Annotated in this window: 11 protein-coding genes; 10 read left to right on the top strand and 1 reads right to left on the bottom strand. The window is 58.0% G+C overall.

The window, feature by feature from the left end:
- Nucleotides 1-8: 8 nt before the first annotated feature.
- The 9 genes from GZH47_RS11745 to GZH47_RS11705 all read left to right on the top strand — a co-directional run bounded on the left by GZH47_RS11745 (nt 9) and on the right by GZH47_RS11705 (nt 14,963).
- The gene (locus GZH47_RS11745) at nt 9-1,907 is read left to right on the top strand and encodes a glycoside hydrolase domain-containing protein (RefSeq protein ID WP_162640255.1); all 1,899 of its coding nucleotides are present in this window, start codon (nt 9-11) and stop codon (nt 1,905-1,907) included.
- Nucleotides 1,886-3,295 (top strand): DUF4832 domain-containing protein, encoded by a 1,410-nt coding sequence (locus tag GZH47_RS11740; RefSeq protein WP_162640254.1) that lies wholly within the window; start codon nt 1,886-1,888, stop codon nt 3,293-3,295. The genes GZH47_RS11745 and GZH47_RS11740 overlap by 22 nt, the downstream gene beginning before the upstream one ends.
- A 271-nt stretch (nt 3,296-3,566) precedes the next feature.
- Nucleotides 3,567-4,652 carry an alpha/beta hydrolase family protein gene (locus tag GZH47_RS11735; RefSeq protein ID WP_225446455.1) on the top strand — a complete coding sequence of 362 codons (1,086 nt, stop codon included), beginning with the start codon at nt 3,567-3,569 and terminating at the stop codon, nt 4,650-4,652.
- A gap of 511 nt (nt 4,653-5,163) precedes the next feature.
- A complete protein-coding gene (locus GZH47_RS11730; protein ID WP_162640253.1) occupies nt 5,164-8,115 on the top strand; it encodes a cadherin-like beta sandwich domain-containing protein in 2,952 nt (983 codons plus the stop codon).
- 679 nt (nt 8,116-8,794) lie between these two features.
- Complete coding sequence (locus tag GZH47_RS11725) at nt 8,795-9,124, top strand: nucleoside triphosphate pyrophosphohydrolase (RefSeq protein WP_162640252.1); 330 nt, start codon at nt 8,795-8,797, stop codon at nt 9,122-9,124.
- Nucleotides 9,125-9,395: 271 nt separating this feature from the next.
- On the top strand, nt 9,396-10,415 hold the full coding sequence (locus GZH47_RS11720; RefSeq protein ID WP_162640251.1) for a substrate-binding domain-containing protein: 1,020 nt from the start codon (nt 9,396-9,398) through the stop codon (nt 10,413-10,415).
- On the top strand, nt 10,412-11,944 hold the full coding sequence (locus tag GZH47_RS11715; protein ID WP_162640250.1) for a sensor histidine kinase: 1,533 nt from the start codon (nt 10,412-10,414) through the stop codon (nt 11,942-11,944). The genes GZH47_RS11720 and GZH47_RS11715 overlap by 4 nt, the downstream gene beginning before the upstream one ends.
- On the top strand, nt 11,919-13,235 hold the full coding sequence (locus GZH47_RS11710) for a response regulator transcription factor (RefSeq protein WP_162640249.1): 1,317 nt from the start codon (nt 11,919-11,921) through the stop codon (nt 13,233-13,235). The genes GZH47_RS11715 and GZH47_RS11710 overlap by 26 nt, the downstream gene beginning before the upstream one ends.
- 258 nt (nt 13,236-13,493) lie before the next feature.
- Nucleotides 13,494-14,963, top strand: a complete 1,470-nt coding sequence (locus tag GZH47_RS11705) for a sugar porter family MFS transporter (RefSeq protein WP_162640248.1) — start codon at nt 13,494-13,496, stop codon at nt 14,961-14,963.
- Nucleotides 14,964-15,104: 141 nt separating this feature from the next.
- On the opposite strand, the gene GZH47_RS11700 is transcribed toward GZH47_RS11705, so the two are convergent.
- Nucleotides 15,105-15,641 carry a GbsR/MarR family transcriptional regulator gene (locus GZH47_RS11700; protein ID WP_162645199.1) on the bottom strand — a complete coding sequence of 179 codons (537 nt, stop codon included), beginning with the start codon at nt 15,639-15,641 and terminating at the stop codon, nt 15,105-15,107.
- A gap of 222 nt (nt 15,642-15,863) precedes the next feature.
- On the opposite strand from GZH47_RS11700, the gene GZH47_RS11695 reads away from it, so the two are divergent.
- Entirely contained in the window at nt 15,864-16,646 is a 783-nt protein-coding gene (locus GZH47_RS11695; protein WP_225446454.1) for an HAD family hydrolase, read from the top strand.
- The last annotated feature ends 6 nt before the right edge of the window (nt 16,647-16,652 follow it).

Genomic DNA, 16,652 nt, shown 5'->3' with positions numbered 1-16,652 from the left:
GACGGGATATGGATATCTATCTGATTAAGGACTACGCGCGAGTCGATGGCGTCACCGGGCAGTTCGTCGAGCGGGAGTACGGGCACGAGTTCGAGAAGTTCGATCGGGAGCTCGTGCTGCATACGGCCAGGAATCAGCATGTGTCTTTTCAAGTGATCGTGAACGCCGCGGGCGAGCCGGTCGATTCGGCCGATATTTCGTTCGACGACTTGCGGGGACCGGGCCGGCTGTCCGCCAAGGACGCGGAGGCGTTCGTCGAATGGTTTCATGAAACCGAAGGCCAGGCGATCCCGGATTGCCTCATTCCGTTAAATTCGGGCTATCCGTTCCGTATTCCGCAGCATGCCGATTACTTGCCCGGGCAGCAAGTCGGCGCGTTATGGGTCGACTGGTTCGTGCCTCGGGATGCGGCGGCCGGCACGTACGAGGGCGTCGTCCGCGTTCGGGCGAATGCGGACGAGAAGGAGTTCGTGCTCCGGCTGGTGGTACACGCCGTTACGGTTCCGGATCAAAGTCTGATGACGGCCGATTTGAACGCCTACGCCGACTCGATCTCTCCGGTCTTCCCGCATCTGTCGGCCAATCCGAACCGGTACGAGGACGGCAGCTTCTTCGACGTGGAGCGGCAGGTGGTCGCCATGGCCCGCGAGCATCGCTCGTTATATCACAATTTAGGCTACAAGCATTCGGGTATTGTCATCCCTTCCTTCGCTCCGGAGCTGGAGGGGGAGGGCAAGAACATTCGGGTGAAATCGTGGGAGCTGTTCGACCGCCATTTCGGCCCTTATCTGGACGGGACGGCCTTCGCGGATTCGAGAAGAGGCGCTTATCCGATCGAATATTTGTATTTGCCGTTTCATGTCAATTGGCCTGCGCGGTTCGAGAAGTGGGGGAAGAAGGGCTTCCGCACCGAAGTGCGCAGAATCATGGCGGAATTCATCCGGCATTTCGAAGAGAAGGGCTGGACGCGCACCAAGCTCGAGCTTTTCCTCAATCATAAGAAGCAGTACCGCTTCTATCCGTTCACGCTGGACGAAATCTGGTACGAGCATGACGAGGAGCCTTTCGAACAGTACTACGACATCATCAAGGATACGTATGATTCGACGTCCGTTCCGTTCCTGTTCCGGACGGACGAGAGCAACCATTACGGCAATCATTATCATAACAAGTATGCCGACATGTGCGATCTGTGGGTCGTCAACGCAGGCATGTTCAGCTGGTTCCCGGACAGCATCGAGGCGATGAAGCACAAAGGCAACGTCGTCTGGCTCTACGGCGGCGTCATCCGCAAGCTGTCCAGCAACTTCATGACCTTGTTCTCGTGGCCGATGCAGACGTTCATGACGGGCGCGGACGGCTTCTGCGTATGGAACGCCTTCGGCCATGGCACAAGCGATTACTTGAAGGCGCCGAACGCGGATGAAATCATTATGTATCCGGGCAGCCGTTTTGGAATCGAGGGTCCCCTGCCGTCGATCCGGCTGAAGTTTCTCCGCAATGCGATGCAGCTGGCCGACGTGATGATGAGCACGAACGGCTACGATTACGAAACCCGGACGATGTTCAACCGCAAGGTCAGGGATATCGTGAACGGGCATTACGGCTTCGAAGGCGACAATGGCTGGTGGAAGAAGACGCCGGATTTCGTCGATACGCCGCCCCGCATATGGGATTTCTCCGCCGGAGGGCTGGTCGAGCAGGCTTGCTCGCCTGAAGCGTCGCATGGCAAATCGCCGCGGCTGATCGAATGCATTCATCGGGATGTGCTGACGTATCTGGGCGGTTCCGGCTTGTTTCCTGCGACGACCTCAGCCGCTTCCGAGTCTGAGTCTGCGTCCGAGTCTTCGTCTGTCGGCGTTGCGCAGACAAAGGAGGTTCACGCATGGTCCGAAAGCGGTTCGTAGTCCGGCCGGGCGTCATTGACGACGTGCTGGTCAATCCGGGAATCGGCTTCACGACCTTCCAGCGCTTCAACGGCGATCAGCTTAATGCGGGCAACAAATGGACGGAAGGATTTCCGATCGACTATCAGCCATTCGAAGGATCGTTGGCGAACAAGGATCATCCGATGACGAGCATCGCCTATTATCGCATCTACTGGCGGTTTCTGGAGCCGGAGCAGGGGCAGTACGACTGGGAGCTGATCGACCGCGCGCTGCGCACGGCGCAAGAGCGGAAGCAGACGCTGATGCTCCGCGTCGCGCCGTACGGGGAGTGCGAGCTGTCGGATGTCCCGGACTGGTATCGGCGGCTGCCGGACGTGTCGGGCAATCCCATCCAGCCGCGCTGGCGGGTGGATCCTGAAGATCCCCGTTATGTGAGCTGCTTCGGCGGCTTCATCCGGGCATTGGGCGAGCGGTACGACCTTCATCCGGGACTGGAGTCGGTCGATATGGCGATCATCGGTTCATGGGGAGAAGGCGAAGGCTCCGAGCTGCTGACGCAGCCGACCCGGGAAGCGCTGATGGATTGTTATATCGACAGCTTCCGCGAGACGCCGCTGCTCATGCTGCTCACGGACGACCGGACGAACCGTTACGGCTTGTCCCGCGCCGCCGTCGGCTGGCGAGCCGATTGTCTCGGCGATATGGGCGGCTATTGGAGCAATCTGAAGGACATCGTCGGCTGGCGCGCGGACAGCGCGAACGAGTATTGGGATATTCCGCTCGACTGGTCGCATATGACGGATTGTTATCCGCAGTTGATTACCTTGACCGGCGTGCAGGATGCGTGGAAGAAGGCCCCCGTTTCCTTCGAGGTATGCTGGGTCGTCCAGGACTGGTACGACAGAGGCTGGGATATCGACTATATCATCGACCAGTCGCTCAAGTGGCATATCTCGACGTTCAACGCCAAGTCTTCGCCGATTCCGCAAGAGTGGGAGCCGAATGTCCGGCGGTGGCTGAACAAGATGGGCTATCGTTACGCGCTGCGCAAAATCACGTATCCGGAGTCCGTCGAACCGGGCGGCGAACTGGATATTACGACCTGGTGGGAGAATCTCGGGGTAGCGCCGTGCTATCGCAGGTACCCGCTTGCTCTGCGCTTGCGGAACGACAGCGGCAGTACCGTGCTGCGCACCGATGCGGATATCCGGGAATGGCTGCCTGGCGACACGCTGTACGACGGGGCTGTTGCGCTGCCGGCGGATCTGCTGCCCGGCCGTTATCAGTTGGAGCTGGCCATTCTGGGGACGGACGCCGTCGTCCCGGCCGTGCAATTGGCCGTGGAAGGCCGGCAGTCGGACGGCTGGTATACGCTTGGCGGAATTGAGGTCGCGGCGAAAATCTGACGCGGCGAAGGCTCGATAGCGCAGGGCGGGAAACGGCGGCGGCTTGTTAAGGCCCGGGAGCGCAGGGCGGGAAACGGCGGCGGCTTGCGAAGGCCTGGGAGCGCAGGGCGGTAGCGGCGGCGGTTTGCGTAAGTTCAGAAGCGCAGGGCGGGAAACGGCGGCGGTTTGCGAAGGCCTGGAAGCGCAGGGCGGATAACGGCAGCAGTCTGCGAAAGCCCCCGCGAGAACCCCGCGCCAAGGCGCGTTCGGATGAAGCGAAGGAGGAGACGGTTTGGACTCAGCAGCAGCACCGTTTTACACGAGTATCGGACGGCTGGCGGAGGTCTATGACCGGCGGGCCAGACAGCTGGCCCTCCGTGCCGGGAGCAAGGAAGAGTACGCGGCGTGGAAGGAGCAGGTTCGCGGCCGCTTGCGGGAAATTACGGGCATGAACACGATGGAAGGCTGCGAGCTGAGCCCGCGACTGCTGGGGAGCGAGCAGATGGACGGGTATCGCCGCGACAAGCTGATCATTCAGACCGAGCCAGGCGTATGGATGCCGCTCTACGTGCTCGTTCCGGATGGAGCGGGATCGCCGCCGGAAGGGATGCGTACTCCGTGCGTCATTGCCGCTCACGGACATCGGACGGCCGGCAAGCTAAGCGTAGCCGGGCGATCCGAGATTCCGGCAGTCAAGGCGCAAATCGGCGTCTATAACAACGATTACGGCGTCCGGCTCGCGCAAGAGGGCTATATCGTGTTCTGCCCGGATGCCCGCGCTTTCGGCGAGAGGCGGGAATGGACCTTGCAGGGAGACGACGATGAATCCTTCATCGGAAGCTCCTGCGCGCAGCTGAACCATATGGCGATCGGCCTTGGCCAGTCGCTGACGGGCATGTGGACATGGGATCTGATGCGGTTGGCCGACTATATCGAGACAAGAGCGGATTGCGGGGCAATCGGCTGCGTCGGCTTATCCGGAGGCGGCCTGCAGACGTTATGGCTGGCTGCGCTGGATGATCGTATCCAAGCCGCGGTCTTGAGCGGCTACTTCTACGGCTATAAAGACGCGCTGCTGAAGCTGTCGGACAACTGCGCTTGCAATTACGTGCCGAATTTGTGGACTTGTGTCGATATGGGGGATTTAGGCGCGTTGATCGCTCCTCGTCCGCTGCTCGTCGAGAGCGGGACGAACGACCGTCTGAACGGCGAACGCGGCATCGCCAACGTGTACGAGCAGGTGGACATCACGCGTCAAGCGTACCGGTTGTTCGACGCCGAGCGGGAGCTGCAGCATTTCGTCTTCGAAGGCGGGCATATGTGGCGGGGCGATCAGACCTATGCGTTCTTGGATCGGCATTTGCGGGCGGGCGTATAAGGATAAGAACGGACGAATTATTCGCGTAAGCGGGCTTGCCAGAATGATGGCAGGCTTTTTTTGATATAAGGGCAGGTCGTTCCGGTTGCGGAAATGTAAGTAAACAAAACGTATAATTGCAAGATTGGTGTTCCTTGATGTAATGTCTAAGGCTTATTATATAGATACGAAGCATTGGCTGGGAATCGTGCGTATACGCAAAAAGTATACCGATATACAATTATCAAACGCTATTTACAGCCAAAATAAGCATGATCTATAATCGTTTATGTAACGCATTCTTGTAAATGTAAGTTTACAAAAAATACGCATTGTAAGTAACCCAACACAGCGGGACAGCATCCGATGCAGTACGCTGTGTTATTTTAACCGCAGCTATGTAAGCGCTTTATTTAAGTCTAAGGAAGCTTGTTATAGAGAGGAGGCGGCCGGTTCACGTACACCTATTGCAATGCGTGCAAGTGAAATCGAGCTATTCTTCGCTATTCATTAATCGACAGGAGTGATCGGAATGATGAAGTTTCGTCGAATTTTTTCGGTGGCCATTATGATTTCCATGCTTGCTGCCTATTTCGCGCTGCCTGCTAGCGCCGATGCTGCGACCGACAATGCGTTGTACAATTTTGAGTCGGGCACGCAGAGCTTCTTCGTCGACGGCGGAGCCGCGAACGGAACGGTTGCCAAGAGCTCCGAGCAAGCTTTTGCAGGCGCCTCGTCGTTGAAAGTGAACTTTAACGTCCCGATCGGCTCCGCGTCCAAAGGGATCAACGTCGGCGTAGCCAACCCGAACCTGATCATTGGCGCTACATACGCGATGCATGTGTATATCCCGAGCGGTGCGAACATTAAAGCGATGCTGCCTTACGTCATGGACAACACTTGGAGCTGGGTCAATTCCTATTATGATGTCGCTCCGATGGTCAAGGACGGCTGGAATACGGTGAAGCTGACCATTCCGGCGAAGCAGGGCAACGGCACGACGGATTACAAAACGCCGCTCAATCAAGTGGGCATTCAATTCTTGGTCGACACGGGCGGCTATACGGGGAGTGCGTATATTGACAGCATTACGCTCGAAAGCGTGCCGGTCGCGCCTCCAAGTCCTGCAAGCCTAAGCAGTCTGAAAATAGACGGCGCGCCGGTTATCGGCTTCGATGCGAATAAGACGGCGTACGTCGCGCATGTGCCTAACGATGCGGCTTCAGCGGCTGTAACGGCAGCGGCGGTCGATCCGGCGGCAAGCGTGTCGATCAGCGGGGACGGCAGCTTGGCCGTCGGCGAGAACAACGTTGCGGTGACGGTCACGGCGCCGACGGAGACGAAGGTCTATACCGTTAAGGTGATTCGCGGACTCCCTGCGAACCAAGGCAATCGGATTTCGATCCAAGGGCGGGAGTTCTACGCGAACCATGAGCGCATCTGGTTCAATGGCGCGAATACGCCTTGGGACAAGTGGAATGATTTTGGCGGCGCCTTCAATTACGCTTTCTGGGACACGCATTTCCAGCAGCTGCATGACAATGGCGTGAACGCTTCCCGTGTCTGGATTACGAGCAATGGCGAAGTCGGTATCGATATTGACGAGAACGGGCATGTTGCCGGTGCTACCGCGGCGCACTGGAACGATCTGGACAGCCTGTTCTATCTGGCGCAAAAGCACGGCGTTTACATTATGGCGACGCTGATGTCGTTCGACCATATGAAGGATTCGCATCCGAATTACACAAGCTGGAGAAACATGCTCGCGAGCGATGCGAATATCGACTCGTACGTGAACAATTACGTGATTCCGTTCGTTAACCGCTATAAGGCCAATCCGTACCTGTGGTCGATCGATTTCATGAACGAGCCGGATTGGGTGTATGAAGATGCGCATGACGGCAATTTCCCGTGGGAAAGACTGCAGACGCTGTTCGCGAAGGAAAGCGTAGCTGTTCATACGAACAGCCAGGTGCTGACGACGGCCGGCTTGGCGATGGTGAAATACAACAGCGATACTTGCGATCCGGTCACTAAAGGCTGCAAGGGCAACATGGTAGGCGATGCGCCGCTGATGGCAGCGGCAGGCGGCAATCCGCTGGCGAAGCTGGACTTCTGGTCCGGTCACTATTACGACTGGATGGGCCAATATTGGGGCAATCCGCTGTACACGACGCCGGCTCTGTTCGGCATGACGGATGACCGTCCGAGCGTGATCGGCGAGACGGCGGCCATCGGAACGCAGGGCCACACGCTGACGGACGATATTGCCAGCGCTTATGAGAACGGCTGGCAGGGCATCTTCCCTTGGACGTCGAACGGCGTTGACGGACTTGGCAACCTGACGAACGTAGGCCCGGCGGCCAGCGCCTTCAGAGACGCGCATCCGGAGCTCGTATTCCCGGTAGGCTTAGCCCATGACGCGAACTTGAGCGATTTGCAAGTCGACGGGGCGACGGTAGCGGGCTTCGCGGCCGACACGCCTTCCTACTCCGTAGAGGTGCCGAACAGCACAACGTCGGTGGACGTATTCGCCGCCGTCGAAGAAGCCCATGCGACAGTCGCGGTTACGGGCGGAGTCGACCTGACGGTCGGCGATCAGAACACCGTTACGCTGGTCGTCACGGCGGAGGACGGCGTTACGACGAAGACGTATACGATTACGATCAAGCGCGCCAAGTCGAGCAACGCGAATTTGAGCGACTTGAAAGTGAACGGCGCGACGCTGGACGGATTCTCGGCGGATACGCATTCGTACAGCATGCTTGTACCGCTTGGGACAGCTTCGGTGGCCGTAACGGCAACCGCTGCCGATGATAAGGCGATCTTCGCGGTCACGGGCGGAACGAAGCTCGTTAACGGCGAGAACACGGTTACCGTCGTCGTCACGGCGGAAGACGGCACGAAGCAGACGTACACGATTACGGTGAACCGCGCGAAATCGAGCAACGCGCTTCTGAACGATCTGAAGGTAAACGGACAAACGATTGCCGGATTTGCATCGGGCAGCTTCAATTACACCCTTGACGTGCCGAACGGCACGACGCTGGTAACGGTCACGGCGGCCGTATCCGATCCGAAAGCCAGGAAGGTATCGGTGCGCAATGATAACAAGCTCGTAGTGGGCGCGAATGAAATCACGGTTCGCGTTACGGCGGAAGACGGCACGAAGCAGTATTATACGATCATTGTGAACCGCGCGAAATCGAGCAATGCCAGCTTGAGCGGCTTGAAGGTCGGCGGCAAAGCGGTCGAAGGCTTCGCGCCCGATCAATTCGCGTACACGGTACAGGCGGCAAGCAATGCCAAGTCGGCGAAAGTGAGCGCCGCGGCTGCCGATAAAACGGCAAGCGTGATCATTATCGGCGCCAATAAGCTGATGGACGGAGACAATCCTTACACCGTGCTGGTCATTGCCCAGGATGGTACGAGATTGACCTACACGGTTCATGTCGTGCGCGCCCCGTCCGTGCCGAAGAAATAAGCATGCGGCGCAAGTAGACGGAACGATGAAGAACCCGTGCGGATCCTGTTGGATTCGCACGGGTTCTTCTTGGCTTAAGGGGCATGTGGTGGGGGAGCACTCCACTTTTCCTAGTAACTAGTGCCTCTGAATAACGGTAACTGGTGCCTCCGGGCAACTGCTGACTCCTAGTAACTGGTGGCTGGTGGCTGGTGCAGGTGCGGGGTGCCTGGTGCCGGCCCGCGCTCGGAATTACTGCTTCCGACGGGGCTTGAGTTGGTACGTCATACGGTTCTTGGATGAACGGCATTTGCGAGTATACGCTGTGGTGGATCAAGACGCTGTGCGAATACTACTACCATACCGGGGACAAAGAATTCATCCTGGAGACCGCATGGCGTCGTTCGCGCTTCGTGGCGCCTCGACGAGAACGGGGAATTGCATACGGCCATTGACGTGCCGGAAGGTATACGGGTGATCGGCCGCGAGGAAGCTGATGATCCGAAGAGGTTGAACCGTGCATGAACTAGCCGTTCGCGTACGCAGATGAATGATGAAGGACCCGTGCGTATTCCGTTGGATTCGTGCGGTTTCTTTTTGTGCGTTGTTTATATAAGGCAGGATGATACAATTGACTCAAAGAGATGACAGAAGCAGCGATACAAGTAGCTATAAAAGTGACCTAAGATAGGAGATTCCCATGCCCGTTTACAATAAACTCGTTCGTGACCGGATTCCTTCCATGATTCATGCCAACGGCAAAGCATGCCGCACGCGGATTTTGGACGAGGATGCGTATAAGCACGAACTGACTCTGAAACTCAAAGAAGAGTCGGAGGAGTACTTCGCCGCTCAGGAACCAGTAGATTCGTTGGAAGAATTGGCGGATATGCTGGAAGTCATTCGGGCGTTAGCCGCCGTTCATGGTGCGACATGGGAAGAGCTTGAAGCCTTGAGAGGGCAGAAGGCGGAAGCGCGCGGCGGTTTCCGGGACCGGGTGTATCTGATCGATGTCGACGATAACGGATGATGATGTTGCGGGAATGACCAGGCGAGACACGACATACTCCGAACATGCTCCTGTCCCAGCCCTCGCTTGAAATCGCCGCCTAACCACAGTATGCTTGAAAGCAACATATCGCAATCCAAAGACGCCGAGAAGCTTCGTTCTGGGCGTCTTGTTTCTGTTCGTCGACATTTTGCGGCGGCTTTGCCGTCTGCCGACGAGGACAATTCCCGTTAATTGGATACGCTAAGAGCAACGAATCCAACGTCCAGACCACTGCTTAAGGAGCAACCACATGAAGATTCGGCTTTGGAACGTAGGGCTTATCCTGCTCACGCTGCTGTTCGCGGGCTTATTCGCATTATTCGCGTCGGCCGTTCAGCATACGCGCGAGTTGACATCGCAGCTAAAGCCGCCGCGGGAGGCTTCCGCCGACAAAACCGCTCGCATCGCGCTTATTGCGCAGGTACAGAACAATCCGTTCTGGCGCTCCGTCGAAGAAGGAGCTGCGTCCGCATCCGAGCGCTTCGGCATGGATTTGGAGTATATGGGGCCCGTACGGATCGATCCCGCGGAGCAAACGCGGCTGCTGGAGAAGGCGATCGCGGAACGGTTCGACGCGCTCTTGGTGCAGGGGCAGAGCAATGCGGCCAATGCTCGGTTGATCGACCAAGCTGCCGCGCGAGGCATCCCCGTCATTACGGTCGACGCGGATGAACCGGGGAGCGCGCGTCTGGCGTATGTCGGCACGGATAATCGGGCCGCCGGCCAGCGGCTCGGGGAGTACGTGGTCCGAAGCGTCGGCGAATCGGGCAAGATCGGCGTCCTGATCGGCAGCGAGGCCAACAATCAGCAGCTCCGTCTGGCAGGATTCCGCAGCGTTGTCGAGCGGTACCCCGGCTTGACGATCGAGGACGTGCGATCTTCGAATATATCCCGTCTTCAGGCCGAGGAACAGGCGGAAGACATGCTGCGCAGCCATCCGGAGCTGAAGGCGATCATCGGCCTCAGCGCCTTGGACGGGCTGGGCATCGCCGAAGCGGCGAAACATCTGAAAGCCGACGGTCTCCTCGTGTTCGGCTTCGACGATCCGGGCAGCACCCGGCAGGAAATCGGCAGCTGCCAAATTGCCGCGGCGCTCGTTCAGCAGCCGAACCGGATGGGGGAAGAGGCCGTTACGCTCGTCCATGATTATATGCAGGGGCGGAAGCCGACGGAGTTCCACTATACCGGAACGACCGTGCTGGACCGCGCCTCTCTTGCCGATGCTCAAGACGGCACCCAGGCCGTCGCGCCGACGGAGCGCTGCCGATGACGATTCGCGCGAAGCTGCTCATCGTCATTCCGCTGCTTGTGCTTGCGGCCAACACGACGATCTTCTTCCTCTTCCGAAGCTCGACGCTCGTGCAGGACGGCTACGACCAGATGCTGAACCGGATGCTCGCGTACAAGCAGTCGGTCCAAACGTCGGATCAATCGCTTCAGGCATTATACGACTATTTGCTCGATCCGGGTCCGGCGCTTCAGTCCGAGATGACGCGGCTGAATGGCATGCTGCGTCTCGGAGGGGACTCGATCCGCCAGCTTGGCCAGCTTCCCGCCCTCGCCCCGAAGGCGACCGGCTATCTGAATATGATCGATACGCTCGCCGATCAGGAGCAATACGCCGCGGAGGCGTCGGACACGCCGAAGGAAGCGCTGGCGAGGTACGAATCCGCGGAGAAGACGGCGGGTTTCATCCGCGAGGAAGGTCAGCGCCTTGTCGATCTGGAGCTGGGCGCCGACCAGCCGATATTCCGGCAAATCCAACAAGAGAACGAGCGAATGAACCGGTTTGGACTGGCCGTCATTCTCGTGCAGACGCTGCTCTGCGTCTGCACGGCCGTTTGGTTGTCGCGCAGCGTCACCGGTCCCGTCGGCCGGCTTGTCCGGATGGCCCGTCACGTGTCCGAAGGCAGACCGCAGGAGCAACTGCCCGCGCCAAGCGTCCCATCGAGGGACGAACTCGGGATACTGACGACAGCGTTCCTGCAGATGATCGCGTCGCTTCACGAAGCCGCCGATCGGGACAAGGAACAGCTGGAAAGGGAGCGGTTCGTCAAGGAATTGGAGCTTCGCGCGCTGCAAAGCCAGATCCAGCCGCATTTTCTGTTCAATGCCTTGAACGTGCTGTCCAAGCTCGCTTTGCTGGAAGGCGCGGAACGGACTTCCGACTTGATCGTGTCCATGTCCAAGCTGATCCGCTACCGGCTGCGCAAGCTGGATGAGCCCGTATCGCTGCGCGACGAGCTCGGCCATGTAGCGGAATACGCGGCGATTCAGCAGGCGCGGTTCGGAGGCCGCATCCGGTTCGAAACCGAGATCGACGAGCAGGCGTTGTCGGCCAAGCTCCCGGCGCTGACCGTTCAGCCGCTCGTGGAGAATGCGTTCGTGCACGGCATCGAGAGCATCGAAGCGGGAGCCGTCATTCGGCTTGCCGTCACCGTCGATGGATCGGAGGCCGTCATCGAAGTCGCGGATAACGGCGTCGGCATGGATGAAGCGACCCGCCGGTCGCTGCTGCAGCTGAACTACGAGCCTCATGAACCTAACTCCGATTCTGAACAGGATTCGGATGCGGATGAGGATGCGGCCTTGCCGCAGGGAACGAAGCGGCCGGAACCGGCATCCATGTCGGCAGGCCTCGGAACCCGCAACGTGTTCCGGCGATTGCAGCTGTTCACCGGACGCGGCGATGCGGTCGAGATCCGCAGCGCGCCCGCGCAAGGCACGACGTTCACGATTCGCATTCCGATGACACCGAAGGAGGAAGCAGCCGATGTACCGTTTAATGATCGCGGATGACGAAGCGCTGGAGAGAGAGGGTTTGGAATGGATCGTGCAACGGATGCTGCCGGATACATTCGAGATCGTGCAGGCCGAGAACGGGAGGCGGGCGATCGAATTGGCGGAGGAGCGGCGGCCGAATATCGTGCTGATGGACGTCCAGATGCCCGGTATTCAGGGGCTTGAGGCGCTCCAGGAAATCCGGAAGCTGCTGCCGGACGCGAAGTTCGTGCTCGTAACGGCTTATGATTCGTTCCACTATGCGCAGGCGGCGCTGTCGCTCGGCGTCAAAGAATATATCGTGAAGCCCGCGAGCCGCGAGCAGGTGGCGTCGCTGCTGCGCAGATTGGCGGCCGAGCTGGACGAGGAGAGGGCCAAGCGAGCCGAGCAGCTGCATTTGATCAATAAAGTGTCCACGCTTCAGCCGCTTGTGGAGAACGAGCTGGCCTTGATTCTAATGATGGATCAGACGCAAGGCAGCAGTGCGGAGCAGCTCGCGGAATGGCTCGAATTTCCGCTGGAGGAATGCCGCTGCCTCGTCGCGGCGTTCCCCGGCTCCGAATTCGCGCCGGATCGTCAATCGTTGTACGAGACGATCCGCCGTACTGCCAAATCGTTCGGCCCCTGTCTCGTAAGCTCCATCGTGGAGCATCACCTGGCCGTGTTCCTGCGTAAACCGCCTCAAGCGGCGGATACCTGGAAGGAAGAGCCTGTCCGCTTCGCGCGCAAGCTGGCCGATACCGTGAAATCCTTGATCAAGAAGGATATCTCCATCGGCATCGGTTCGCTTCGGAGCGGCGCGGACGGGATGCGGCAATCTTATTTCGAAGCGGTATTCGCCTCGACGTATTCGGATCCCATCTGCGTATTCGATGATTTGCAGCAAGGCGGGCAGGAGCCGCTTCCGCAACAGAGGGCAGGCGGGGAAGGCTGGCAAAGCTACGTCACGTCCGCTCTGCAGCGGATTCGGGACATCCGCGAGGAGCAGACATTGACGATCATCGATCGGGCCAAGCACTATATTAGCCAGCGTTTTGCCGAGGATCTCTCGCTTGAGGAGGCCGCGGAATCGGTGCATCTCAACCAGTTCTACTTCAGCAAAGTGTTCAAGCAGCATGTCGGGGAAACGTTCATCGATTACCTGACGGGGCTGCGTATCGACCGGGCCAAGCAATTGATCGAGGAAGACGTGTTGAGCCTGAAGGAAGTGAGCTACCAAGTCGGGTACAAGGACCCCAATTATTTTAGCCGCGTATTCAAAAAAGTAACCGGCGTCGCCCCCTCGGAATACCGGTCGCAGCTCAAATGAATCACCAAGTCCATCATCTTCCTCTTCGTCTTATCGTTTGGGCATGGATTATTATAAGATTCGCCGCATAAAAGTCCGGTTCGCCCGCGATTTCGTCCTGATCGCAGACCGGGCCAATAATTATGCGAGAACTGCGCAAATTAGTGAAGAAGTTCGCTCGCCTTCTTTCAATTCGCCGATGCTATACTGGGATCTGTCCTCGTCGGCAAGGCGGGACGAATCCATCTGTATACGTCAGAGAAGGGACAGAATATAAATATGACAACAACGACATCATCGGAAGCTAGAGCCGGTCAGGACGCACAGCTGAACATGAAATATGTCACGCTAATCTCCATCATCGGCGCGGTCGGCGGCTTGTTGTTCGGCTTCGATACGGCAGTCGTGTCCGGCGCGGTCGGTTTCTTGCAGGACCGTTTTCACTTGGGCGACTTCGGCGCCGGCTGGGCGGTATCTTGCCTAATCATCGGCGCCATCGTCGGCGCGATTGCATCCGGCTGGCTCAGCGACGCCCTCGGACGGAAGAAAGCGCTGATCGGCGCTGCCGGGCTGTTCATCATCGGCTCGATCGGTACCGCGCTGCCGGATACCTTCACCGGCTACGTCATCGCCCGGATGATCAGCGGCCTCGGAATCGGCATTACCTCGACGCTCTGTCCGCTGTACAATGCGGAGATTGCGCCGGCTCGTTATCGCGGCAGGCTCGTGGCGTTGAATCAATTCGCCATCGTAACCGGCATCTTCCTTACCTACTTCGCCAATTCGGGCATCGCGGGCAGCGGCTCGGACGCTTGGGATGTGACGACGGGGTGGCGCTGGATGTTCGGCGTCGGCGTAATTCCGGGCTTGATCTTCATGATTCTGCTGTTCCTCGTTCCGGAAAGCCCGCGCTGGCTTATTAAGAAAGGCAGACCGGAGAAGGCGTTAAACATTCTGCTGCGCATTCACGGCGAAGCGGCGGCCAAGCAGGAAGTGCTTGAGATCAAAGAGTCGTTCAAGCAGCACTCTTCGATGCGCGAATTGTTCAAGCCCGGCATCCGTTTCGCGCTATTCGTCGGCATTGGACTAGCCGTGCTGCAGCAGGTAACCGGGATTAATGCGATTCTCTATTACGCGCCCGAAATCTTGAAGCAGACCGGAGCCGGGGACAATGCCGCGCTCATTCAGACGATTCTGGTCGGCTTCATCAACATGGTCTTCACCGTGCTGTCGATCTGGCTGATCGACAAAGCGGGACGCAAGGCGCTCCTGTTGACGGGGACATCCGTTATGGCCGTCTGCCTTGGGTTGATCGGGCTGTTGTTCCATACGGGTCACAGCTCCGGCTATCTGGTGCTCGTGTTGATTCTCGCGTACACGGCGGCATTCGCTGTCTCGCTCGGGCCGGTCGTCTGGGTCATGCTCTCCGAGATCTTCCCGAACCGGGTGCGCGGATTGGCGATTTCGGTCGCATCGATGTTCCTCTGGGTCGCGGACTACGCCGTCTCGCAATCCTTCCCGTCGCTGCTCAGCTGGGCAGGCTCGGCGGCAACCTACTGGATCTTCGGCGTCATGTCGGTCATTACGGTCATCTTCACGATGGTGTTCGTGCCGGAGACGAAGGGCCGCTCGCTGGAGCAGATGGAGAGCCTGTGGAACCGCGGCGCAACCATCGATTCGCAAGAAGACACGTCCAGCAGCAGCATGACAATTCATTCGAAGTTGTCGCCAAGCAACTCCAAACGATAAGACAAAGGGATGTACCGCCGGTCTGCGTAGACCAGCGGTACATCCCTTCATTTTAGCTATTTGATCTATTTATCTATTTCATCTGCTTCCTTTTTGGCTTCCTGTCGCCACGGCTTCGATCAACCTTCTACTTGCTACTCGCTACTCGTTTACCTGCTGACCGTCGAAGAACGTGCCGTTCTGCAGCTTGTTCACGAATTGCTGCAGCCATTCGTAATAATGAACGGCATGCTTCAGCTTGTGCAAATCTTGCAGGCACAGCTTCCGTTCCTCCTCCGACGTATCCATTTCCAGAATCGTCTCCGACAGCATCGGAATCACCGCGTCGAGCGCCCCGCGCATCACATCGATCTCCCGTTGCAGCTTCGTGGCGAAGAACAGCTGGAACGCCTTGAAGAAGTCCGTCTCCGCCGCGTAGAGATCCTTGCGGTCGGCTTTCTCCTCCAGCTTGAACACCATGCTGGAGTCCATGAGCGAACGAACCGCATAGCTCATGTTGCTTTTGCTCATATTCATGCTCGCCTGCATCTCGTCCAGCGTCATGGGCCGATCCTCGAAGAAGAGAATGCCGTAGAGCTGGCCGAAGGAATAATTAACGCCGTACAAGTCCATCGTCTGCGCGATCGCGTCGATAACCTTGACCCGCAGCTCCTCGCGCTTGGAAGCAGGCTCTCTCATCTTCCCCGATGTTGATTTCTTCAATCCACGCACCTCGCATATATTCAAAAAATATTGAATTTGTAAAATATCTCTTATTGCCTTCATCATAACAATAATCGAAAATTCATGCAATAATAGGGGATATGCGATCTTGCGCATATAACCATAAAATAATAAATTCAAAAATTATTGAACGAATAGGCGCGTTTCGTTATAATGATCCCAAAAGGGGGAATCGGTGTGGCATGGTTGTACGCAGATGGCGAGCGCTTTCCGATCGAAGCGATATTGTTCGATAAAGACGGCACGTTGTTGGATTTTATTTATACATGGGGCAAGTGGAGCGAGCGGGTGTTCACCCAATTCGCCAAGCAGCTCGAGGCACGGAATCTGCCGCCGATGGACGTTGATCTCAGCGCGCTATGGGGGACGCGACATGACCGGCATGGCGAAGTCGTGGATTATGACCGCAACGGCGTACTCTCGATGGGGACCGTGGAAGACCTGATGATTACGCTTGCTTGGCAGGGGCATCGGCTCGGCATGACTTGGGCGGAGGCCAAGGAAGCCGCGTATGCCAGCAGGCAGTATGCGGAGGAGCAGCTGGATATCGCCCGCGATGCGAAGGCGCTGCCGGGCGTCGTCGAATTTCTGGAGCAGTGCAGAGGCTGCGGCCTGAAGCTTGCCGTCGTTACCGCTGACGAGACGAGCGGGGCGGTCAAGCATCTGGAATGGCTCGGGCTCGAGCGATATTTCGACGTTATCATCGGAACTGACCAGGTGGAGCGAGGGAAGCCGTTTCCGGATATGGCAATGCTCGCGTGCCGCCGATTAGGCGTGACGCCTGCACAGGCTGCCGTAATAGGCGATACGAATGGCGATATGCGAATGGCTAGGTCGGCGGGAGCCTTTGTTACCATCGGCATTGCCAAGCCAGATGCGTCAAGCGTTCTGCAGCTGCCTGATGCCGACAAAGTGATCGCGTCGTTCCATGAACTCCGCCTATCGGCCGACGAAAGGTAGGGATGG

Origin of the sequence: Paenibacillus rhizovicinus (assembly GCF_010365285.1) — a bacterium.
Lineage (GTDB): Bacteria > Bacillota > Bacilli > Paenibacillales > Paenibacillaceae > Paenibacillus_Z > Paenibacillus_Z rhizovicinus.
The sequence above is the reverse complement of the archived record's forward strand: the minus strand, read 5'-3'. Positions and strand labels throughout refer to the sequence as shown.

Excerpts from the sequence above, each read along its gene's own strand:
- GZH47_RS11745 (WP_162640255.1), top strand. The coding sequence starts at position 9 with ATGGATATCTATCTGATTAAGGACTACGCGCGAGTCGATGGCGTCACC.
- GZH47_RS11740 (WP_162640254.1), top strand. The coding sequence starts at position 1,886 with ATGGTCCGAAAGCGGTTCGTAGTCCGGCCGGGCGTCATTGACGACGTG.
- GZH47_RS11730 (WP_162640253.1), top strand. The coding sequence starts at position 5,164 with ATGATGAAGTTTCGTCGAATTTTTTCGGTGGCCATTATGATTTCCATG.
- GZH47_RS11725 (WP_162640252.1), top strand. The coding sequence starts at position 8,795 with ATGCCCGTTTACAATAAACTCGTTCGTGACCGGATTCCTTCCATGATT.
- GZH47_RS11720 (WP_162640251.1), top strand. The coding sequence starts at position 9,396 with ATGAAGATTCGGCTTTGGAACGTAGGGCTTATCCTGCTCACGCTGCTG.
- GZH47_RS11715 (WP_162640250.1), top strand. The coding sequence starts at position 10,412 with ATGACGATTCGCGCGAAGCTGCTCATCGTCATTCCGCTGCTTGTGCTT.
- GZH47_RS11710 (WP_162640249.1), top strand. The coding sequence starts at position 11,919 with ATGTACCGTTTAATGATCGCGGATGACGAAGCGCTGGAGAGAGAGGGT.
- GZH47_RS11705 (WP_162640248.1), top strand. The coding sequence starts at position 13,494 with ATGACAACAACGACATCATCGGAAGCTAGAGCCGGTCAGGACGCACAG.
- GZH47_RS11700 (WP_162645199.1), bottom strand. The coding sequence starts at position 15,641 with ATGAGAGAGCCTGCTTCCAAGCGCGAGGAGCTGCGGGTCAAGGTTATC.